The organism is Mesorhizobium album, assembly GCF_033977205.1.
Lineage (GTDB): Bacteria > Pseudomonadota > Alphaproteobacteria > Rhizobiales > Rhizobiaceae > Mesorhizobium > Mesorhizobium album.
Map to the genome: position 1 here is coordinate 17,372 of NZ_JAVIIW010000042.1, position 22,084 is coordinate 39,455.

9 protein-coding genes are annotated in these 22,084 nt (G+C 63.6%); all 9 read right to left on the minus strand.

Going from position 1 to position 22,084, the window contains the following annotated elements:
* Positions 1–33: 33 nt before the first annotated feature.
* The 9 genes from RFN28_RS27010 to RFN28_RS27050 all read right to left on the minus strand — a co-directional run bounded on the left by RFN28_RS27010 (position 34) and on the right by RFN28_RS27050 (position 22,066).
* Positions 34–6,492 carry an RHS repeat-associated core domain-containing protein gene (locus tag RFN28_RS27010; protein ID WP_320290224.1) on the minus strand — a complete coding sequence of 2,153 codons (6,459 nt, stop codon included), beginning with the start codon at positions 6,490–6,492 and terminating at the stop codon, positions 34–36.
* Between the two features lie 26 nt (positions 6,493–6,518).
* The gene (locus tag RFN28_RS27015; RefSeq protein WP_320290225.1) at positions 6,519–9,362 is read right to left on the minus strand and encodes a leucine-rich repeat domain-containing protein; all 2,844 of its coding nucleotides are present in this window, start codon (positions 9,360–9,362) and stop codon (positions 6,519–6,521) included.
* 54 nt (positions 9,363–9,416) lie between these two features.
* Positions 9,417–11,534 carry an RICIN domain-containing protein gene (locus RFN28_RS27020; protein ID WP_320290226.1) on the minus strand — a complete coding sequence of 706 codons (2,118 nt, stop codon included), beginning with the start codon at positions 11,532–11,534 and terminating at the stop codon, positions 9,417–9,419.
* Positions 11,535–11,554: 20 nt separating this feature from the next.
* Positions 11,555–13,600 (minus strand): hypothetical protein, encoded by a 2,046-nt coding sequence (locus tag RFN28_RS27025; protein ID WP_320290227.1) that lies wholly within the window; start codon positions 13,598–13,600, stop codon positions 11,555–11,557.
* On the minus strand, positions 13,597–14,937 hold the full coding sequence (locus RFN28_RS27030; RefSeq protein ID WP_320290228.1) for a hypothetical protein: 1,341 nt from the start codon (positions 14,935–14,937) through the stop codon (positions 13,597–13,599). Before RFN28_RS27030 ends, RFN28_RS27025 begins: the two co-directional genes overlap by 4 nt.
* The gene (locus RFN28_RS27035) at positions 14,934–18,782 is read right to left on the minus strand and encodes a hypothetical protein (RefSeq protein WP_320290229.1); all 3,849 of its coding nucleotides are present in this window, start codon (positions 18,780–18,782) and stop codon (positions 14,934–14,936) included. Before RFN28_RS27035 ends, RFN28_RS27030 begins: the two co-directional genes overlap by 4 nt.
* A complete protein-coding gene (locus tag RFN28_RS27040) occupies positions 18,779–20,107 on the minus strand; it encodes a hypothetical protein (protein WP_320290230.1) in 1,329 nt (442 codons plus the stop codon). Before RFN28_RS27040 ends, RFN28_RS27035 begins: the two co-directional genes overlap by 4 nt.
* Positions 20,104–21,093, minus strand: a complete 990-nt coding sequence (locus tag RFN28_RS27045; protein ID WP_320290231.1) for a hypothetical protein — start codon at positions 21,091–21,093, stop codon at positions 20,104–20,106. The genes RFN28_RS27040 and RFN28_RS27045 overlap by 4 nt, the downstream gene beginning before the upstream one ends.
* 679 nt (positions 21,094–21,772) lie before the next feature.
* On the minus strand, positions 21,773–22,066 hold the full coding sequence (locus RFN28_RS27050) for a hypothetical protein (protein ID WP_320290232.1): 294 nt from the start codon (positions 22,064–22,066) through the stop codon (positions 21,773–21,775).
* Between the last annotated feature and the right edge of the window lie 18 nt (positions 22,067–22,084).

A 22,084-nucleotide genomic window follows, 5' to 3' on the forward strand; every position in this document is an offset into this window, starting at 1 on the left:
GTTACTGTCTCCATCCTGTGTCGCGGCCTCTGACTACCAATGCACGCGCGGCTTTATGCCGAGCATGTCGCGCAACTGGTTCTCTGTTATGTCGTCAGGCCGCGACGTGCCGCCGACGCCGATTGTGCGCGCCTCCTCGTTGGGAGAGGTGTAGGACTTGCCGTCGACGCTGGTGTAGGTCGCCGGCGCCCGCCCCGAATGTTGGCCGGCCATGCGGTGCGAGGCGTGGATCTGCTCGTGCGCTAACACGATGCCCGGGTCCGCAGGATTGGAGGCCGTCGTTCCCGTCGATTTGTCGAATTCGACGGATGTGCGCGTCCGCGCCGTCGCCGGGTCATAGCCGATGATCACGTCGCCTGCCGTCGTTTGCGGGTTCACCGTCGGATCCTTGTTGCGTGCCGCGGTGACGCCGGCCTCGTTCTGGATCGTCGTCGTTTGCGGATCGTCGATCACTCGACGGGTCAGGTCGCGGCCCGTATCCATTCCGGTGCCGGGAACGAAGAAGTTCTTGATGTCCAGCCAGACCCCGTGCAGGAAGCTTTGCGAGACCTCGCCGGTCTTGCTGTCGACGCGAGCGGTCGGATCGGTGCGCTGCAAGTCTTCCTCGACCTGCCGCCTGTAGGCCGCGTCGCCCGCCACGATCTCCTTGAGACCGGTTGGGTCGATATAGGCCATCGGGTTGTTGTTGGCATAGGCGAAAAGGTTGCACGAAGTCGGATTGCCCGTGCAGCGCTCGGGATCGCCGACATAGAGGGGATCGGGAGAGATGAAACGCCCGAGCGCCGGATCGTAATAGCGCGCGCCATAGTAGTAGAGCCCGGTATCGTCGTCGAGATATTTGCCGGTGAAACGATGGTGGGTCTTTTCGCGCGGCAGCGCGGCGGCGGCGTCCGTCAGGTGGGTGGCCCAGGCAGGAGCAAGCGACTCGGGCTTATGTTCGGTGCCATATGCCTTGTAGAGCATCTGTTCGACCGGAGTGCCGTCCGAGGCGATGACATAGTCGCTGCTCTCGATGTGATCCTTCAGGTAGTAAAACCACTTGCCGGTGCCGTGTTCGAGGCGAACGAGCTTTGAGTCCGCGACGTTGACGTAGCTCTCATCGCCCTTTGGACCGATCTCGAACGTCTCGACCGGGTAGAGATAGAGCTGCTCTGGCGCTGATCCGTCGACCGAGACGACCTTCTTGTAAAGGCGGCGCCCCGTTTGGTCGTAGCCGTAAAATACTTCGTTGGTTGCCGTCTGGGCGCGGATCAGCCGCCCGTTGATGTCGAAGACGGTTCCAGTCAAGGTCGGCGATTTCGCGAGCTGCGCGAAGCCATCGAAAGCATAGGGCTTGGCTGCCGTGCCCGCCGGAACGAGACCGGTGACCGATGCAGCCGACGACGCCATCATCGTCGCGCCGGGATCGAGTTCGTCGTTGCGGGCAAACGTTCCGGCCGGCGAATACGCGAACTCCGCCTGCTGGCCATAGCGGTCCATGCGGACGAGTTCATTCTTGAAGTTGTAGTGGAACGTTCCGGAACGGTCGACGTGTCCGTCGTTGCCCGCGCTTCCCGCCAACGCGTCGACGATCTGGGTGATTGACCCGTTCGAATTGAAGGTCATCGTCAGATCCTGCAGCGGACTTCCCGCTCGAGACACGATGTGGGTCAGGAAAAGCGTTGCCGGGTCATAGGTCATCTGGGTGAAGGCGCCGAGCCTGTAGTCGATGCGCGCGACGCGCCCTTCCGGATTGTAGGTGATGTTCTCGATCACCTTCTGCGGGCCTGCAAAGTCCGGATGCGACACGGTCACGGACCGCAGGTTCTTGTCGGGGCCGAGCGCGAACCTCGACGCCAGGCCGCGCGGGCCTTCGGACGCATCGATGCGTCCGTCGAGCGTGTGGTGGAAGTGATCGGCGTATTTGGCGCCGGCAATCTCCACTTCGTTGGCCACCATTCGGCCGTTCGCATTGTAGGCGTAGCGTTGAACGGCGTCGAACTTTCCGTTGGGATCGTGGATGACGACCGCCGTCGTCTTGTCGAGCGGCAAGGTGATCGGCGTCTCGAAACCAGCGGCCGACGCGACCTGAACGCCGCGGTCGTAGCGGTATTCGAGGTGCAGCACCCCATCGTTCACCTCCGTCAGTTTGCGGTTGAGGAAGTCATAGGTGAACGTCTGGACCGATGTCTCGCCATTGCTGCCGATGCGCGCGATCGTCGACAGCCGGCCGCGTGAATCGTAGAAGCTGTACCGGTCGCCCATTGCCGGGGTCGACTGCAGCTCGATGTCGCCCACCGAGTTGTAGATCAGCCGCCGCGGCGTCGTCTCGCCCGGCAGCCAGATTTCGCTGAGATAGCCGAAGCTGTCGCGCACGAAGCGCGATACGTGCGTCGTGCCGGCGCCGTCGCTGGCGATGAACGCCGTCACGCCGTTCTCGTTCTTCAGCGAATACTCGCCGCTGTGAACGATACCGTCGAACTGGTCGTTGTAGGTTGTGACCGTGTGCGTGCCCCATGGACCGAAGGTCATGTCGGACACCTTGCCCGACGGATGGGTTTCGCGGACCATACGGCCGGCGGCGTCATAGGTATAGGCGTTGCCGATTTCGTGATCCGGGCGCGGAATGTCGCCGAGATCGAACACCTTTTGCAGGTTGAGATCGTCGACGCCGCCAAAGCTCTTCACCACGAACGGCGTCCAGCGGAAAATCTGCTTTTGATTGCGGTTGTAGAGCGAGAAATTGATAACCCTCACGCCGCCCTCAGCGACGTTCTCCAGATCGGCGATCTGGTCGCCGCGTGCATTGTATGCCGCCAGTTCGGCTATGAACTCGCTTTCGCCTTCCGGCGTCTCGGCCGCGCTCTTGTAGCGGCGCTTCGAAGTGAGGATCAGCGACGGCAAGCCGCCTTCGCCGATTTTGTAGTTGTAGAATTTCTCGGCGCCGTCGGCGGCCGCCTCGTGGATCCGGCGGCCGAGCGCATCGTAGTCGTTAGTGACGACCATGCCGAGCGGCGTCGTCATTGTCCGCACCGCGCCGACCCGGGGGCCATCATAGGTCATGCTTGTGACCTGATTGAGTTCTGGGGCGCCGCCGGCCATCCTGACATGGCTAAGCGGAAGGGTGCCGGTCGCCTCGTAAGTGACGCCCTCCGTCTGCCCGAGGTCGTCCGACATCGAGATTGTGTTGCCGAAGACGTCGTAGGCCATGGTTTTGGCCAGCTTGCGGCTGGCATTGCGGAACGGCTCGAGCGCCGGCGGCAGGGCGCCGAGTCCCGACAGCACTTCAAGCGTTCTCGACCCCATCCGGCCGCCGGAATCCGGCAGATAGGTGAAGTTCTCACGGCTGAGCAGCCGCGTTCCTGCGAGAATGCGCCGCTCGGACGCCGCGTTGACGATGCCTAGGGCCGCCAGGTCGGCGCGCGACTGCACGTAGTCCGTCTGGGTTGTGCGACTGAAGCCCGGAACCGTCAGGCCCTCCGGGCCCGGAATACTACGCACCCTGACGGTCTCCGACGCCGGCATGTTGAACTCGTCAAAACCGGCGTAGGTCTGGGTCTTGACCGGGTCCTTGCATTCGGGATCTGCCGCGTCCTGTTGCTCGGCCTCGCCGGCGGACTCGGTCAGCGTCTCCTTGACCTTCCTGAGATAGGACGAGCCGTCGCCGCGCGAAAACGCTTCCCAGACCGTCGATTCACATTTCAGCATCATGCCGGTCGTCGGCAGCTTCTGGCTGCGCGTGGCGGTCGACAGCGAATGCAGTGCCGCCGCCGACGGATCGAGCGTCTCGGTCGTCTCCGCGCTGGCCACGAGCGTCGCCTCCGGCTTTACTTCATAGGTCTTGCGGATCTTCAGTTTGCCGGCAAGGTTCAGGTCGGCCGCCGTTTCCGCGAAGGTGTAATACTGTTCGCGATCGAGGCTTGACCGCTGCGTGACGCGCTGGCCGGTCGTGTTCTCGTCGCCGTAAGCGACCTTCTCGACCTCCGAGAAGCCGATAAAACGTCGGTTGATCACATCATAGAACGGATTGTGGTAGAAGAATTCGTCCGTCTGCACCTGGGCGCGAACTTGCCCGGGTATGCCCTGCGACGTGACGAGCTGCTTGGCCACGACAACGGGGAAGTGCAGGTTGCGCGTCGGCTGGCCGTTGGCGCGGTCGCGCAGCATCTCGTCGATCGAGGTCGCGTAGCGAATGTCATGCCTGCGGCCGGAATCGAAGTCGACGACCGTGAGCAGGTTGGCCTTGACGAGCTGCATCGTGTCGGTACGGTTGAAGTCGATGACGACGACAGGCTTCACCTCGTCGCCGGACGGCTTCTGGAACACGATGATTTCGTCCTGGCCGTCGCCGTCGATGTCGGCGACGCGTGAAGCGAAGGTTTGCGTCGACGTGCCGACTTGAACCCGCAGGTTGAGCGCGATGGTGAGCGGATCCTTCAGGTAGGTGCCGTCGCCGAAGCCGAGCCAGATGCGCATCTGGTCGGTGCGCTGACCCATCGACGCGAAATCGATGATGCCGTCGCCATTGGCGTCGATGTACCACATCGTGGTGAGGCTATCGCCGGGCTGCATGCCGCCGATCTTCGAGAAGGTGCCGTGACCGCAGACCGGATCGTTGATCGCGGCGTCGCCGAACAGGAGCGCATTCGGATCCGTCGAGAAGATGTTGCCTTGGTTCTCGTAGAGGCAGAAGCCCTGGTCGGCCGGACGGATGACGACCAGATCGGGCAGCCGATCACCGTTGATGTCGACCAGCCGCACATTGTTGCGGCCGAGTATCTGGCCGTCCTGGCTGTTGAACGGAAACGCCTTGGTCAGCGCGCCGAAATTCACGCTGTGACCGCCATCGGCCTCCCGCCGGGTCAGATTGAGGAAAATCCGCCATTCGGTGCGGCCGTTGGCATTGAGGCGCGTCGTGACTATGTCGGACAGGCCGTCCATGTTGAGGTCGGCGAAGCGGCCGTTTCCGCCCGCGAATGTCGTCGGCGACACGCCGGGCAGCGGGATCGAGCGGCCGAGATAGGGGAAGGTCCCGTCGGCCTTGCCGTCATAGACGTGCATCAGCCCGTCTTCGATTTCGACGATGTCGACGAAGCTGTCGCCGAGGATATCGGCAAAGGCGAAGCGGTTGTCGGTGAGCCGCGGCGCGATCTGGCGCATCAGTCCGGCTTCCGTCGGACGCGACAGCACGAGCTGTGTCGTTTCGCCGAAGGCGCTGTTCAGGTCGCCGCTGCCCAGGTGCACAGTCGCGCCATCATCCTTGGTCTGCACGATGTCGACCAGCCCATCCATGTTGAGGTCGGCCAACTCGAAATTCTGCGGCGGGATGTCGCCGGCGAACGCCATCTTCGGCGCTTCAAACACCACGGGGCGCGATGCCAGTTCGGCGCTTGTCCATGACGAATAGCCAAAGTGGATGTCCGGGAACTTCAGCGTCGATTGCGCCAGCGCCCCGCCGCCGGTGTCGCCATAGCGGTAGAGCACGCGAAGCTGGTCGAGCACATTGACCGACTGCGTGTCGATGAGCGGCGTCAGGTCGGCCTGGGCTTTCGCGAGGCAGTCCGGATGCGCCCGGACGACGAACTTCGACGTGTCGCCGGTATCTCGGCCGATATATCCCATGCACCATTGGGCATAGACGGTGTCCTTGAACCGGGCGGTCACCTTGCCGTAGAGCCGGGCGTTCGCCTGTTTGCTGCCGTTGGTGTGGCTGACCAGCGTCGATTGCGTCTCGATCAGGTCGAACTGATAGCTGCTCTGGCCGCCGGCGAAGCTGGCCTTGGTCAGGTAGCTGCGTCCGCCGAAACGCTGGTAATCGTAGCGGACGGCCTCGCGGTTGGCGTTGAGCTGCAGTACCAGCGGCCATTTCGTGACATAGGGCTTGGCGCTGTCGAAATTGCCCTCCGCCACGGAAGGATCGCCGCTGAAGATAAGCCGCGTTCCGTCGGCGTTGGTCACCTCGAAGCCCGAGGGGATGGTGTCGGTGTGCGGGCCGCCCGTTAGGTCGAGCGAAACGACGTCGAACGGGCCGGTGTGGTAGAGGATCTTGACGAAATCCTCGGAGTATTCTGGCTTGTACTCCCAGACGCCGTTCTGGTTTCCGAGAAAGACCAGCCGCGCGCCCATGTAGGACAGGCGGGAGAAGAAATCGCCGTCCGGCTTGGTGCCGGGCACGGCCGTGCCGAGATCGTCGTTGACGGCGATCGCCTGGGTGTTGAACTGCCAGCCGATGCCGAGACCGTTGCCGGTATCGCCCGCGAATTGGCTGTAGGTGAGGCTCAATTGCGGCCCGAACTGGCCGCGCGTCGGCAAGGTGGGCAGCGGTAGGGTGAAGTTCGCCGATCCCGTGTTGTTGTTTAGCGCAAAGCTGCCTTCTTCCTGCGTGACGGTGCCGCCCGCCGCGGGCAACTGCACGATCGAGGTCGCCGATTTGTCTGCGGCGCGGGCCGGGCATCCGAGCAGTGCGGTGCCAGCGGTAAGGGCTACGAGAGTGGCAAAGGTCTTTGCGAACATGGGACTACCTCTCCGAAATGCGGGCATTATTGATGAATGAACGGGCTGACGTTGACGTGGTCCCGGAGCTGGAAGCAGCCGGGTCCCGGACAGACGACCGCGGGCCGGACGGAAATTTCGTCGAACACGTGGATGTTGACATCGATGATGCGCGGCGGCTCGCGCTTGCAGGCTTCGGCGACTTGCGGGAGGAGCGGCTGCGGGAAGGAGCAGACCGGATTGTCGCCGAGATAGGACTTTGCGATCACCGGCTGGACTTGCACGAAGTTCTCGATGCGGTTGCCCCTCAGATCGGCGATCGACAGCGCTGGAAGCGAGCCAAGCGGCAGCGCATTGAAGACCCGGTTGTTGCGCAGATCGACATTCGACAACGCCGGCATGTTCGACAGATTGCCCACGTTGAAGATCTGGTTGTCGTTCAGGTAGATGTATTTGAGCCCGCTCGAGCCGAAGCGCGGGATCGCCGACAGCCGGTTGGTGGCCAGGTTCAGTTTCTGAAGTCCAGTCAGTGACGCGATCGGCGATGCGTCGGTGATCAGATTGTCGAACAGGTTGAGTTCGCCCAGCGCCCGGAAATGGACGACGGGGTTGACGGCGATGATCGACTTCTTGTTCAGCGTCAGGCTGGTCAGTGACTGCGCCCAGTTCTGCGCCGCGCTGCAATCGGCGCTGTCGACATGGTCGGCCTGCATGCGGCTGTCGAGCGCCGCCATGAAGCCGCGCGCGTCGCCGAGCGCAATCGAATCGAACCGGTAGACGATGCAGTATTCGGCGAAGCTGGCGTACTGGAGCGGCAGGTTGCGCATGCCGGCGTCGTCGAGCAGCGGCAGATCCGCCAGCGGCGACACGGATTGGACGTTCGTGTTCGAGAAATAGAGCTTGGTCAGCTTGTTGAGCATACCGATGCCGATCAGGCTCGACAGCGGATTGCCGTCGATGTTCAGCTGTTCGAGGCGGCGCAGTTGCGAGACGCCCTGGATCGAGGGTATCTTGTTGTTGCGGATCCAAAGCTTCGTCAGGCCGGGCACCGTAGATAGCGCCGAGACATCCGACAGCTGGTTGTCGGACAGGTCTATGGAGGTGAGATTGCGCATAACCGGGAAGAGCGACACGCTGGTCAAACCGCGGTTCTTCGCATCGGCGAACTGGCGTGCGCTGAGATCGTCATAGGCTCTGCCGCAGACGGTTTTGCCCGATATCGACAGCAGAGCGTTCACTTCCGCGGCCTGCGCGGGCGTCAGGAAGTCGGTCTGATTGCGCATCAGGCATGCCGAAAGGAAGTCGGTCGCCTGTACGGGATTGTCGGAAACGTCGAGGCTGATCAGGCCGGACAGCGCCGCCAGCGGCCTGACATTGGTGATCGAATTCTTGGAAAGGTTGAGCGTGCCGAGGTTGGTCAGGCCGCTGAGCGGCGTGATGTCGGTGATGGCATTGCTCGACAGGTTGAGCGAGGTGAGTTGCGGCAAGGTGGCGAGCGGACGAAGGTCGCTGACGATTTTCGACGACAGGTCGAGCGCCGTGGTCGCCAGCAGCTTGTTGCCGACAGCCAAGCACGTCCCGCCGCCCTCCAGTTCGACCATGGCGCGGACGGTCTGCCCGAGCGGGGTCGGCGCGTCACGGTGCAGCACGCACAGGTCGACGAAACTCTGCCCGCCGTCGGCGACGATCGGATTGCCGCTGAGTTTGATGGTCAGCGTCGAGGGGAAGCTGCCGAGATTGGCGAAAGTCTCGATCTTGTTGTTGGCGAGGTTGAGGCTGGTCAGACCGCCGAGCGCGCTGAGCGGATCGAGCATGTCGCCCGTTAGTCCGTTGTTGGCGATGGACAGTGTCGAGAGCGCCTGCAGGAACTGCAGTGGCTCAAGGCTCGCGATCTTGTTGTCGTCGAGCGTGAGGTTTGTCAGATGCGCCAGCGCCGACAGCGCGCGGATGTCGGTGATGTCGTTGTCGGAGACGTCGGCCCTTGTCAGCGCGGTCAGCGGCGCCAGCGCGTTGATGTTGCCGACGTGATTGCCGGAAATGTCGAGGAACGTCAGCGTCTTGAGCCTGGTCAGCGGCCCGAGGTCGACGATCGAGTTGTCGGCAATCGACAGGCTGGTGAGGGTCGTCAGCACCGCAATGGGCTCGAGCGACTGCACACCCTTGCCGTTGAGGTTCAGCGCCGTGATCGATTCCAGGAAGGTCTGCGCGGTCGCGCATGCGGCCGGGTTCCCGAGCGCCGAGACCCCACCCGGCGTTGAATCGAGCACCGCCATCACGGTCGCAGTTTCGGCCGGCGTGCGGTCGCCCTTGACGCACCACTTCGCGAAGGTCGTCGGCTTGTCGACCAGCGGCGCGCCGGCGAGGCACGCGATTGTGTGTATCTTGCCGACGAAGAACGGCGTCGGGTCGGCATTCAGAGCCTGGTCGAGATTGAGCTTCAGCTCGGTGACCAGCGGCGCGCAGCCGGGAATATAGAGCCGGTCGGAAAATGTCGACGCGCCGAAGTCGGAGGGGAATTGCAGATAGTAGACGAGGCCGCTGCCATTGTCGTGCGCGAACACCTTGATTGGATATGTCTCGCTAGACGGACACAGCAGCGGATTGGCGGCGGGATCCGCCGCGACGATCGCGCTGTCGACGGCGGTCAGCACCTCGGAGGGAACCGTCGCGAAGCCAAGCCCGCGGATCACCGCTTCCTCATCCGCCTGATCCTTGCAGCGGATACGGAAGCCGCGGCCGTCGGAGATAAGCAGCGGATAATGCAGCCGGTTCGCTTCCAGCGCCGGATCCTCGAACAACACGACCTTGGGCTCGTCCGCGCGGATCGGGCCGGTCCCAGCGCTCACGAGCACGACCAGGGTGAGGAGCAGCGATCGCACGATGCGGTTCATCTGGTTCTCCTTTCGAGGCTCAGGCTGATCGACGCGGTCCGGAACATTGGCTTCCTATCTCTCCTGCGCCTTGATGGTCCAATAGCGCGACGGATCGCGGTCGCAGGTGAACTGCAGCGCCGGGATGTTGTTCAGGTTGCTGACCCCGCCGGCAATGGTCAGGCACTTGCCCGTCTGGACGTTCTCCGCCTGGACTCCGTCGGCGGTCTCGACCAGGTTCCAGCGGCGTGACGGATCGCTGTCGCAGTTGAACTGCAGGGCCGGGACGTTGTTTTCGGTGCTCACCCCGCCGGCAATCGTCAGGCACTTGCCCGTCTGGACGTTCGCCACCTGGAAGCCGTCGGCGGTCTCGGCCAGCCTCCAGCGCTGCCATTGACTGCCGTCGCAATCGAATTGCACCGTCGGCGCATTGTTGTCGGTTCTTCCTTCCGCGACCGACAGGCACTTTTGCGTTTGCCGGTTCACCAGCACGACCTCGGGGTCGGCCGCCCGTATACTCCAGAACCGCGACGGATCGCGGTCGCAGTTGAACTGGAGGGCCGGGATGTCGTCATCGGTCCTCACCCCGCCCGCGATCGTCAGGCATTTCGCCGTCTGCACGTTTTCGGCCTGAAAGCCGTCGCCGGTCGCGGTCAGCTTCCAGCGCCGCGACGCGTCCTGGTCGCAGTCGAACTGGAGGGCCGGAACGTTGTTGTCGGTGCTGACCCCGCCTGCGATCGTCAGGCATTTCCCGGTCTGCACATTCTGCAGCTGAAAACCATCGTCCGCCTCTACTAGCTTCCAGCGGCGCCACCGGTCGCCGTCGCAGTTGAACTGGACGGCCGGCGCGTTGTTGTCGAGGCGCCCCTCGGCGACGGCCAGGCACTTGCCGGTCTGCATGTTTGCCAGCACCACGTCGGCCTCCTTTATGCCCGTGATGCAGGCTTCGAAAATCTTGCCGGAGGCCGCGGTTGATTGCTCGGGCCGGCTGATGCAGACCGGATTGCCGTCCAGCGCAGGATTGTAGCGCAGTATGCCGCTGACCGACTGCACCGTTGCCAAGCGGTTCGCGCGCAGGTTCGGAGCGGTAAGCTTGGTCAGGTCCATCAGCGCGCGCGCATCCGCTATCCGGTTCTTAGACAGGTCGAGCGTGGCGAGGTCTTGCAGAAACCGCAGCGGCGACACGTCCGTGATCTTGTTGTTGGCCAGAACCAGCCGCGTCAGCGCCCGCGCCGAGGCGAGCGGCCGAAGGTCGGCGATCTGGTTGAAGCTGAGGTCGGCGTCGGTCAGCTTTTTCAGCGCCGCCACCACGTTGATGTTGTTGATCTTGTTTCGCGACAGATCGAGGAACGTCAGTTCGGTCAGCTTCTCCAGATCGCGCGTGTCGGAGATTTCATTGTCGGACAAGGTCAGGCTGCTCAGATGGGTGAGCGTCGCCAGCGGCTCGAGGTTTGTCAGCCGTCGTCCGGCAAGGTCGAGCGTCGTGCTCGACGCGAGAAAATCCTGTGCGCTCGCGCACCCCGCCGCATTGCCCAGCGCGGAGGCGCCGCCGGGCGTGAGGTCGAGCAGCTCCTCTACCGTCGCTCGCTGGGCCGGATCAAGGTCATCCTTGATGCACCAGCTGGCGAAGGTCGGCGGCCTACCGGCAACAGGTGCGCCCGCCACGCATGCGATGGTATGGATCTTTCCAGCGAAGAATGGGCTGGGGTCGGCGTCGATGGCCTGGTTGAGATTGAGCTTCAGTTCCGCGACAAGCGGCGCGCAGCCGGGAATGTAAAGTTGGTCGGAGAAGGACGTCGAGCCGAAATCGGTCGGGAACTGAAGGTAGTAAACAAGCCCGCTGCCGGCGTCGTGCGCAAAGACCTTGATCGGGTAGTTCTCCCCGGACGGACACAACAGCGGATTGGCGGTGGGGTCGGCCGCCACGACCGCGTTGTCGACGGCGCTCAGCACCTGAGACGGGACGGTGGCGAAGCCCAGTCCGCGGATCACCGCTTCCTCGTCCGCCTGGTGGTCGCAGCGTATACGGTAGCCACGGCCTTCGGAGATGAGCAGCGGATAGTGCAGGCGGGTGGCGTTCAGCGTCGGGTCCTCGAACAGGACGACCCTTGGCTCCTCGGCGCGGGCCGGAGCGACGGCGCTCACCCAAAAAAGTGCCAGCAGCAGAAGCAGCGATCGGGCGATACGGTCCACCGGCTGTTGTCCTTTCCGATCTATTCGACCAAGCTGAAGCGGCCCGGCCCGCAGGCCCGGCTGGTGTTGTCGCGCGCGATGTCATTGCCCGGCAGCAGGAAACTGGCGCTGGAGGCGGCGTCGGCGAAACTGACCGCGCAGCGGAAGCCGGATACCGTCGAGGTGGTCAAGCTCGAAGACGACCCGCGCTCGAGCTGGATGGCGGAGCCAACCACAAGGCCCGCCGCCGCCGGCGCGAGCCCGTCGGAGCGGCCCGCCACGATCGCTCCGCGCAGCACCAGCGGATTGGCCGCGGCGATGTCTGTGAAATCCATCCGCATCAGGCTGTCGGAGGTTAGCACCGCGCCGAAGCGCGCGCGCGCTATGGTGGAGCGGGCCGGCGCCTTGGCCGAGATCAGCAACCGTGCCCGAACGCCCTGGATCGCCAGCATGTCCGCTTCAACTCTGAGCCCGCGCGCATAGAGATCGGCCAGGCACAGCGATGCGCCGCGCGCCATCGGCGACAGTCCGTCCGCTACGGTGCCGATCGTCACGTCGTCGAGTGCGACCGCGCCGTTTTGCGCGATCACGGCGACGACCTCGTCGGTGGTTTGATCGGCCGCCCGCGCCAGGTCGATCCGCTCGAGTTCGAGCCGCGGCAACGCGTCCGCGACGATGATGACGCCGGTCGCGGACAGGATGCACGACGACGTGCCGGCCGGCACCCTGCTGGCGGTGCCGACGAGCCGCGTGCGCGCGACGCCGGGGGCCGGCGCCATATGCACCGTCCTGAACGGCAATCCCTTCAGGATCAGCGTCTGTTGCGTCTTGACCGATGCGGGCAGTTCGAGCCTGAGATTTGCCCGCCCCGCGCAATCGCCCTCGGCGGAAAATTGCGCCAACGTCAACGTGCCGCCGTCATTGATGCGGCGAACGCAGGTATCGCTGGCCGAACCCCGGCAGTCGAAGCCGGTACCCGGCGGCGGAGCGGCGCTCAGCGCGCGATCCGTCTCGCCCATCCAGTTGCCGATGCCGGGGGCGGAAAGGCCGAGCGCCGAAGTCAGAAGCGGGCAGCCGGTGAAGGACAGGCTCCGCCCTTCCGCGAAGGTCCAGTCCAGCCGTGCATTGCCGAGAGGGTCGAGCGAGGTGATGGACCGGCCGGCGAGCAGCGGCGACAGGCCGAGGTCGATGCCCGGCTGCGCGAAGGCCGCGTGCTGGCGCTGATAGCCATCGCAATTCGACAGACAAAGGTCAACGAAGGGCGCCGAACGAAGCGCCGCCACTGCATCGGCGCCGAGCAGGGTGACGGCCTCGGCCTCGGCGATGCCGAAGAATGCCCGCAGCTTCGTCTCGGCCGCTTCCGCTGCCGCCGCATCGACGATGATGTCGCGCGTCGCCTTGCCGTCCAGTCGCAAGATCGGAAGGTAGGAAGGCTGCGCGCCCTCGCCCGGCGGCGTGTAGCGCGCGACATAGACCGTGTCGCCAATGCTTTCGGCGCTGAGGAAGGTTTCGAACCGGTGCAGGCTCCAGCGGGCCACGCCCGTCGCCGCTGCGTCCGATGGGCCGCCGAGATCGCCGCGCCCGCAGTCGAGCACGAAGGGTCTGCCGACGTCGGGCGGCGCGGAAAATCCCTTAAGCACGCCCGGCAGTTGCAGCCGCTCGCGGATGGCGAGCGCCGCCTTGATCTCGGCGCAGGCGGTGGGCACGGCGAAATAGCCGCTGCCCGAGGGGGAGGGGAGATAGTAGTTGCCCGATGCCTCGACATCGGCCCAGATCGCGGTCGTCGCCGGCCAGTCGATATCGAATGCCGTGCCGGAGCACGGCAGCCGCGGCTGCCCACCGAAGCTGTTTTCAGCTTGCAGCTTGGCCAGCGTCGCCTCCGCGATGGCGGCGGTGTCCGGCAGGTGCAGCATGCGCTTGGCCTGACCCGGGCTGGCGCAGCCGGCGAGTTCCACCGCCTTGCCGTCGAAAAGCGCGACAAAGACATCGGTGTTCTGGTTGGTGACGAAAGCGGCGAGCTGCGGCTCGGCGCGGGCCGCCGAAGCGCCGGCGAGAAACAGGGTGAGGAGGGCGGCCGCCTGTCTCATCGCAATTCGCTCAGGCAGCTTGCGGCGCGGGCGGGGTCCATGTTGACCTCGGTCATCAATGGATCGAGGCCGGCCGACTGGCACAGCTCCTTGACCGGGATCGAGTGCGACCCCTGGAAATCGACGGTCAGCGTTCCATTGGTGATCTGCCCGTTCTGGCCGACGCACAGCGGATTGTTGGCGAGCGCCGGCCGGCGGCAGGTGCGGATGACGTCGGCCATCGCGCGACGGTTGGTCAGTTCGCAGAAGTAGATGCGGCACAGGGCGGCGACCGCAGCGCGGTTCTCGGAGTCGGCATTGATGATGCGCTTGATGTCGGCGACCAGCGCGCTCGCCTTGGCGTCGAAGGCGAGGCCCTCGACGCGCGTCTTCTCGCCCAAGATCTCGCCCGACCGCTCGACAATTTTTGGCATCAGATTGATGTTTTCAGAGGTTATGAACAGCCCGCCTTTCCAGCGGTCGAACTCGTCGAGGATCGAGGTCGCCCTCAGGATCGCCTCGCGATAGGCGCTGTAGATCGGGCCCATCTTCGTGTCGCGCGCCGCCTCGTAGACCTGGTTCAGCGCGGCGTATTCCTTGTTGACGGCGTCTGCGCCCTGCTTGATGTCGTCGATGCCGGCGCGCGAACTCTGCACCAGGCCCTCGGCGCGCTTCAGCTTGCGCGAAAACATCGCCGTGATCGGGCTCTCGACGCCGGCGAAGTAACTCTCGATCACCTTGCCGGCCGCCGCGTCGGCGAAGGCGTCGATCTCGGTGTCGGACAGGTTGGAGATCAGGCCGCACTGGGCGTCGAAATCACTGCTCAGCGGCCCGGCCTGGCAGGCGCTCATCTCGGCCAGGCGCTGGTCGAGCGTCCGGCCCGAACCGAGCCCGTCGGCATACTCGAACAGGGCATGGTTCCACTCGATCGCGTTCAGGTCGGCCTGGCTGTGGCGGCGGTCGCGGCAGAACAGCGTCTGCTCCATCCGGCTCTGGTTGCCCGAAGCGCGGTAGGCGTCGAGATGACGCGTGGCTTCCGCGCAGTTCGCCAGGCCTGAAACCAGCCCGGCGAGTTGCTGGTGGACGGGCGGCAGTCCGCGTGTCTGCGCCTCCTGCATCAGCTTGGCCGCGCGTTGGCTGTCGTCGGGACTGCGGGCCGGCCGGTGAAAGACGCAGAGGCCTTGCTCGAAGGTCTTCAGCGCGCCGTCTGGAATGCCTGGGCCTTCGCAGTTGGGCGCGTCGAGAACACGCGATTCGATCGTATAGCCGGCGAGATTGTCGACGAAGAGGTCGCGCGCCGCCGCTCCCGTCGAGTCCAGCGCCAGAATGAGCGCAGCCATGGCGGCGATGGCTCTCATGGCGCGCTCGCGAAAATGAAATAGAGGGTGAACACGGCGCCGTCGAACGGGCAGTCGCTCGGCTGCAGCGACAGCCGGTACGAGCCGATCAGCGGCGCGCCGAGATAAGGCAGGATCAGGCTGGTGTCGTTCGACGGTCCGGGCGCGCGCGGGAATTTGCGCGCCTGGTAGCGGTCCTGCACCCAGTAGCGGATGATCCGGCTAATCTCGTCGCCGCTGTCGGCCTGGTTGAAGAAGGTCTGCAATGCCACCCGCTCCGGCCCGACCGAGATATCGGCGCGGACCTCGCTCGCCCCTTTGGTCAGCGGCTTGAAGACGAAGCCGCTGCCGCGGTGCTGCAAGGCGAAGCGGTTCCACTGCGCCCCCGTGCACTGGTAGTCGGTGCCGACGAAGACATCGATCAGCGTCAGGTTCTTGCGCTCGCGGAATTTGTTGGGCGCCCACAGCGAGAAATATCCGTTTGCCTTCATCAGCGCGTCGGTCGATGCGAAGGGCGAAACCTCGAACTCGACGTTCTCGTCGAGTGCCAGCTTGCGGGCGAAACCGGAATTGGCGGGCACGACGATCTGGGCGACATCGATATTGATCTGCCGCTCGTCGAAGAAGCGCTTGGCGACGATGTCGTCGATCATCGCCTGGAGCTGGGTTGCGTTGCGCACATAGACCACGGGCACGGTCGTCGTCTCGCCGGTGAAGGCCTGCACCACTTCGAAGCGGCGCCGCATCAGGTGCATCAGCCGGTTGGCGGTTTCGAGCACGCGCCGCTTGGTCACAAGATATTCGGGGATGCCCTTCATCAGGTCGGCGACGGTGTCCTGGGTCGCGATGAACAGGTTCTTGCGCGTCGCCGGATCGTCGATCTGGGTGACGAGCTTTGTCATGTCGTCCTGCTGCTTGGTCACCTCGGCCTGGATGTTGCCCTGGAATTTCAGGATGCTGTCCTGCAGCGCGCGGCTCTTCAGGCCGAGATCCTTGGCCTTGTTCAGGCCCGCGACGAGTTCCTCGGTATTGCCGCGCGACTGTGTGATGCGCTGCTCGACGAAGGCGAGCTCGGCATCGTTGAGCGCCAGCATCTTGTCCTTCTGCCGGTCGCGCAGTTCGTTGATCAGGTTGGTCGAGGCGTTGGATTCCTCGGCAAGGCCGGCCACCGTCGTCTGCGCGGCGCGCACGCGCTCGATGCGGCCGTTGGTTGCCGCGACCAGTTCGGCGACGCGCGCATTGTCCTGGTTGAGCTGGGCCTCGGACAGAGACAGCTTGTCGAGTTCCAGATTGAGGATCGCGATCTCGTTGGTCAGCCTGTCAATCGTGCGCTGCTGGTCGGTGATCTGGAAACTCAGCAAGTCGTTCTCGCGCGCCTGAAGATCGAGCCCGGCGAGGATGCGTTCGTGATCGGACTTGAGCCTCGCCACCTGCTCGTCGATGCCGAGATCTTGGCTCTGGCAGTCGACCGCGGCCATCGAGCCTTGCAGCGCCAGTTCCTTGATGTCCTCCGCCCCTTGCGCCAGCCGGCCGGCCAATTGGAAATGCGTGTCGACCAGCGCCCTCGCTTTGAGCGCCTTGTCGAGGTCGAGCTCCTCGATCACCTGGCGCAACTGCGTGAGGCGCTGTTTCAAGCTATTGATTTCGTTGATGTTCGCCTGCGTGATTTGCCCGGTGGCGATGATCGTCGACAGGATCGATTGGGCCGCTTCCAGGGCTGCCCTGACCGGTTTGGACGCGTCCACCTTTGTCCCGACGCCGCTGGCCAGGCCACACGCGCAGGCGATGATCTCGGGAACCGCGGCGGCGGCCGAGTAGGCGGCATGCACCGACGTCAGGATGATCTGTGCGGCCTGGGTGGTTCCGTTGAACGCCGCGAACCAGCCAATCACTTCCGTCAGCTGTCCGTCGACCTGATCGCGCGCCTCCTCAAGGTCCGCCTTCTTCTTCGCATAGACGTCCCGCTCGGCTTCGTAGAGTTTCTTGGCGAAGTCGGTTTCCGTCTGGGAGAAAGAACCACAACTGACGTTCGCCAGTTCCTGCGGCAGCGAGATGTTCGACGTGATCATTTGCTGGTCGGCCATCAGCGGCTCGACGTCGGCGAAGTCGGCATCACCGATGACGCATTTCATCAGGAACGCCCTGGCCTGGGTCTGCGTGTTGACGAGCTGAGCGCGCAGGCCCGACTGTCCGTCCGGGCCGCACATCTGGGCAACGTATTGTTTGCGCGTGAAGGCCGGCGTCACTGTCTGGCACGGCTGTTCGCCCGCAACCAGCGGCGTGAACGGATGGTCGGCCGTCTCTCCGACCAGGGCGAGCTGGTTCTCAATGCCGCAAAGCTGCTCGCGGTCGACAGCCCGGCGGCGCTTGTAGAGGTCGGTCTGGCGTAGCTGCAGTTCGGTGATCGCGTCGTTGGCGCGGGCGATCGCACTCTGGTTGTTGGCGATCTGTGTCTGCAGGATCTGCCGCTGTCGGACCGATTGTTCGAGCTGGTTGGCGTTGCGCTCGCTCTGGCGTGCATATTCAGTGATCTGGCTCTGGAGCGAGGAAATCTGCAGATCGAGGTTCATCTGCGTCATTTCCCAGTTCAGCAGCCAGCGCAGCTCGTTTCGCCGCTCTATTTCGGCCTCTTTCGACAGCACGATCAGATCGAGTTCCTGCCTGTCGTTGATCTGGCGGCGCTGATTCTCGAACTCGGCGATCTTGGTGGCCAGCTCGATCTCCAGCGTCCTGATCTGTTGGCGATAGCCGAAGGTGTCCTTCTCGGCGTCGACCGCGCTGATCTCCTGCTGGACCGTGGTGGCGAAGGTTTGCGCCTCGTGCTCCAGCTTGCCGATTTTGTGGGCGATCAGGTTGACTTCCTGGCTGCGGACCGTCCGCTCCTCGTCGAGAGCGCGGGTCGCTTCGCCCTCCTTGTTGGCATACCAGCGCTCAACCAGCGTCTCGACATTGCGCTCGACCTCGGCCAGCCGCTGTTCGCTTTCGGTCAGTGCCTGCTGCAGTTCCTCGAACGGGATCGTTGTAAACTGCATGGGGTCGATGTTGAGGAACAGGAAGCCCTTTTTCACGCTGTCCATGCGCGCGTCCAGGTCGCTCTGTTGCAAGAGCAGGTCGGCGCGCAGGTCGTCGTAGGTGGACTCGCTCGGAATATCCATTTGCGTCTCGACCAGCACCCACATCGCGGCCTCGTAATTGGTGTAGGCCTTGGAAAGGTTGGGTTGGCTGTCGAGGCCGGCGCCTCCGACAGCGCCCAGGCTGTCGCTCACCAGGAAATCGAGCGCCTTGACGCGCGCCTCCGAGACGGTCTGGTACCAGACGTCGCCGGTGTTCATCAAAAGCTGGATCTTCAGCGAGGACAGCGCCGTCAGCTGCCGCACAAAGGTGCGGCAGCTGGCATCCTCGCCCGCCGCGGTGCCGTGGTCACCGCCTTGTTGTCGGGCCAGGATGCGCAGCCCCCGATCGACAATCTCGATGCCTTGCCGGCCGAATTCTTGCGCCGCCTGCGGCGAAACCGGCGTATCGTTGCGGCTGACCCCGCTTGCCGACGACAGGAAAGGCATGTCGGCGGCGAGGAACAGGCGGTAGCGTCCGAGCTGCAGGTGGCAGTCGAAATCGCAGACGATCGCCAGTCGCCCGGTCGCCTCGTCGCCGCAGGTCGTCAGGAACTGTTCGAGTTCGGTGGCGACCGCTCCCATGTATTTTACGTCCGCGCGGAAGTTGGCGATCTTGAGCAGGGTGGTCAACTCGCCGGCATGGCCGGCCGCCGCGTCGATGTCGAGCGCCATGCAGTCTTGGGCGCGCGCCGTTACGGCGGTGCCGAGGACGATACCTGCGATCAGTCCGCAAAGCAGGAAGAACCGCCTCATGGTTGCCTCGTCGCCAGAAGAACCTCGGAAATCTGGCGCACCTGCCGGGCAAGTTCGGCCATCTGCGCCTTCGAAAGCGATGGATTCTGGAACCGCGCGACGATCGCCCGCGCATGGTTGATGCACTCTTCGTATGGACCGTTGATCTTTGCGCTCAGCGTGCCGGTGTCGAGCGTGAGGTCGAGCGCCGAATACGCTCCGGCCAGTCCTGTGCAGGACGAAAGCTCTGCGGTGATCGCCGGATCGTCGACGACATGCCCGAGGCCGGACAGGGCTGACATCACGCCTTCGATCTGCCCGACGATCTGCCCCATCCTTGCTTTGCCGTCTTCGAACTCCTTCAGCGAATCCGGCTGGTTGAGGCTGGAAAGATCAATGGCCTGCAGCGTGGCGATCGTCTCGGCCGCTTTCAGCTGATCTTCCTTGACGAGCACCATGTTGGCCTGCGCGTTGCCGAGTACGCGCTCCAGCTCCATCACCTCGGCCGATTTGATCGACACGTCCATCTCGTTGACCAGCGACTGGTACTCGGTCGACGTGGCGTTCATCAGGCTCAGCGTATCGTCGACCTTGGTCCTGACCGCCTTGACGATCTGCTCGCGCACCCGCGTCTCGATCAGCTTGGTCGTCTCGGCTCGCCCGCGCACCGGCTTGGCCGAACAGACCAGCTTGGCCAGCGCATCCGAGCCGAGCCGCGCGCGCACGGCCTCGACGATCGGGAACAGCGGGCGCCAGGCGGCGGGCAGCGCATCCGCGCGCGCGCCTGACAACGGCCCTGCATCGATCTCGTTCATTCGTGTCAGATGCCGGCATTTCTCCGGCAGGTCGGCCCCGGAGAAGTAGAGCCGCCCGGTAATCAGATAGGCCTCGACGCCGGCGGCGTATTGGCGGCCGGCGAGGGCGGCGAGCTCTTCGGCGCTATCGGTCGAGACCGGGGCGAAGAACCGGTAGCGGCTGAGGTAGATCTCCGCCCAGGCGAGGCGTCGCACCAGCACCGAGGCGTCGTCGGCAGAAAGCGGGATGACCGGAAAGCCGATGTTGCGGCTGCCTCCGGAGGCAGCCGACGCCTCACCGATCACTTCGCCGCCGAAGGGCAGGCCGAAATCGGGTTGCCTCGCCTCGTAGCTCGGTTCGACGGCGCCGGGACCCGGCGCGAGCAGATTGAAACGGCTGGCGTCGGGCGTCGCGTTCGAAAGCGTAGCGTTCCAGAAGCCGTCGAGTTTCTCGGATGTGTAGGCGCGCTCTAGAATCGAGGCGGCGTTTGCCGTGCCGGCCACGCCGCAACCGACGATTAGGCACCACGCGACGTTTCGCATCCTGATCATCGGCAGTACCATACCCTGTCGGCCGCGCCCGCCTGGGCGCAGATCCCGGTCGCAACGCCGTGTGCCTTCCAGTCGGCCTTGATCTTGGCGAGATCGTTGAACGCGCCCTGTGCCGCGTTGTCGGCATGGACCTCGGCGTCAAGCCGCCAGAACGGCTTTGCCGTATCGGTCGGCAAAAGCACCCCGATCATGTTGATGTGGAAAGCGGAGACCTTGAGAAAATCCTCGGCGCTGGCGACCGTGTCGCGATTGAGGTTGGCGTATTGCTCGGGCGTGACGTTGCCCAGCGCCCGCTTGAACTCTGCCTCGGAGACCTCGACCGAGCGAAGCATCTGCTGCGTCTTCGTCGCCAGCCCGTCGAGAATCGCGGTGTTGGCGACCAAGGTCGCGCCGGCCCCGGTCACCGGCCCGAAGATCTCGGCGAAAATGGCACGGATCGCCTTCAAATGCGTATCCGCCGACTTGATCTCGACACGGCGGAGCGCGATGCCCGTTTCGAGGTCGGACGCCCGGCTGACAAAGCTTCTCAACGCCAGCTGTAGTGTGCCGAACGCGGAACGGGCTTCCTCGGGCGGCTGCAGGAACACCGAGCGTGCGTAGCGGACGGCCTCGCTGCGGGCAATGTCCTCGACGGTGGCGCGCGTAAGCGCCGATTCCGGGCACCCTGTGACGTCGCCGAGGTCGGTCAGCATCTTTGCGGCGTGGTAGATCTGATCCATCTGCCGCATCGTGCCGAACGAGCCGCTGGTGGTGAACTCGGCCTCGGCGCCGGACAGGTAGTCGGTCAGGTATTCGCGCGAAAACTTCACCATCTCGCACTGCACGCCGGCGGCGCGTTCGCGGATATGGCGGCCGTAGAACGATGCGCCGACGAAGTATTTCTGGTCGGGCGTCGGTTCGAACCGCTCGACGAAGAGGGATTGGATAACGGTGTCGTACTCGCCGCACGCGTAGGTGCGTTCCAGGCACGCCGCGTCGGACTGCAAATCGCAACCGGCAATTGCGGCGCCGCATATCTGTTGCCCAGCCGCTGGCAAGATACCACCAGACGTTGCAAGTCCAGCGGCAGCAGGCACTAGAAATATTGTGAGCTTATCTAAGTGCTTGAAAAAGCTTGACACAGCAAGCCCCCCCCGCTGCTCAGTGCAACGCGAATATGTATTTGCTGACTAACTTCTGTAAAGTAGGTAGAATAGGATATTTTAGCGATAAATGCAATGCGTGTGACATTTTTATTTATCGTTAACTGAAGTTGCGATGTAGTTAACTGTTCGTTAACGTCTGGGCTTTCTCGCGTCGGCACCGTGAGACCAGCTTTGGGCGTGCAGACTCTGTTCGTCGACCGATTGAGCGTTCGCGACACAAGCATCCGCCAGACGATGCGTCTTTTGGGCCACGGTGAAAACGGTGACTTGCGAACGCTGCCGCTTTAGCTATTGGAGCCTCCATTTGTCTGAATGGACTATTCCGTAAGCTATTAATTTGTTTACACCTTCAATTCTATTACAACTAAAGTTGAGTGCCTTGATTTTGTCTTGGAAATTCCATCATCTGCCAAGAAAACAATTATATTGTTGCTCAAATCGGACCATATCAGAATCCATCACCAAAAAAGCGCCGTTCGAAAACAATGCTGGAATAAAATCAGCTATTTACGTCGATATATTACTGACCGGTTCCCAGCATCCACAACGTGACGCGCTTGACGCCTTGCATCGCTGGGATGTCCGTGCCGACAGCCTTGTTCAGGCTGGCCAGATCATCGCATCCGATCTGGACGACCATCTCGTTTGGCCGGAAGCTGTGAGGCAGTCCTTTGCACTGGTCGAAGCCCCAATTTGTGTCGACGGCAGCGCCGGGCAGGGTCTCGACAAGGACATAGGCATCAGTAGTCGCCATTGCCGGAGCGGCGAATGCCGTGGCGGCAAAAATTGCACTGCAGACAAACGAGATCCGCATCTGTTCGCTCCAGGTTCA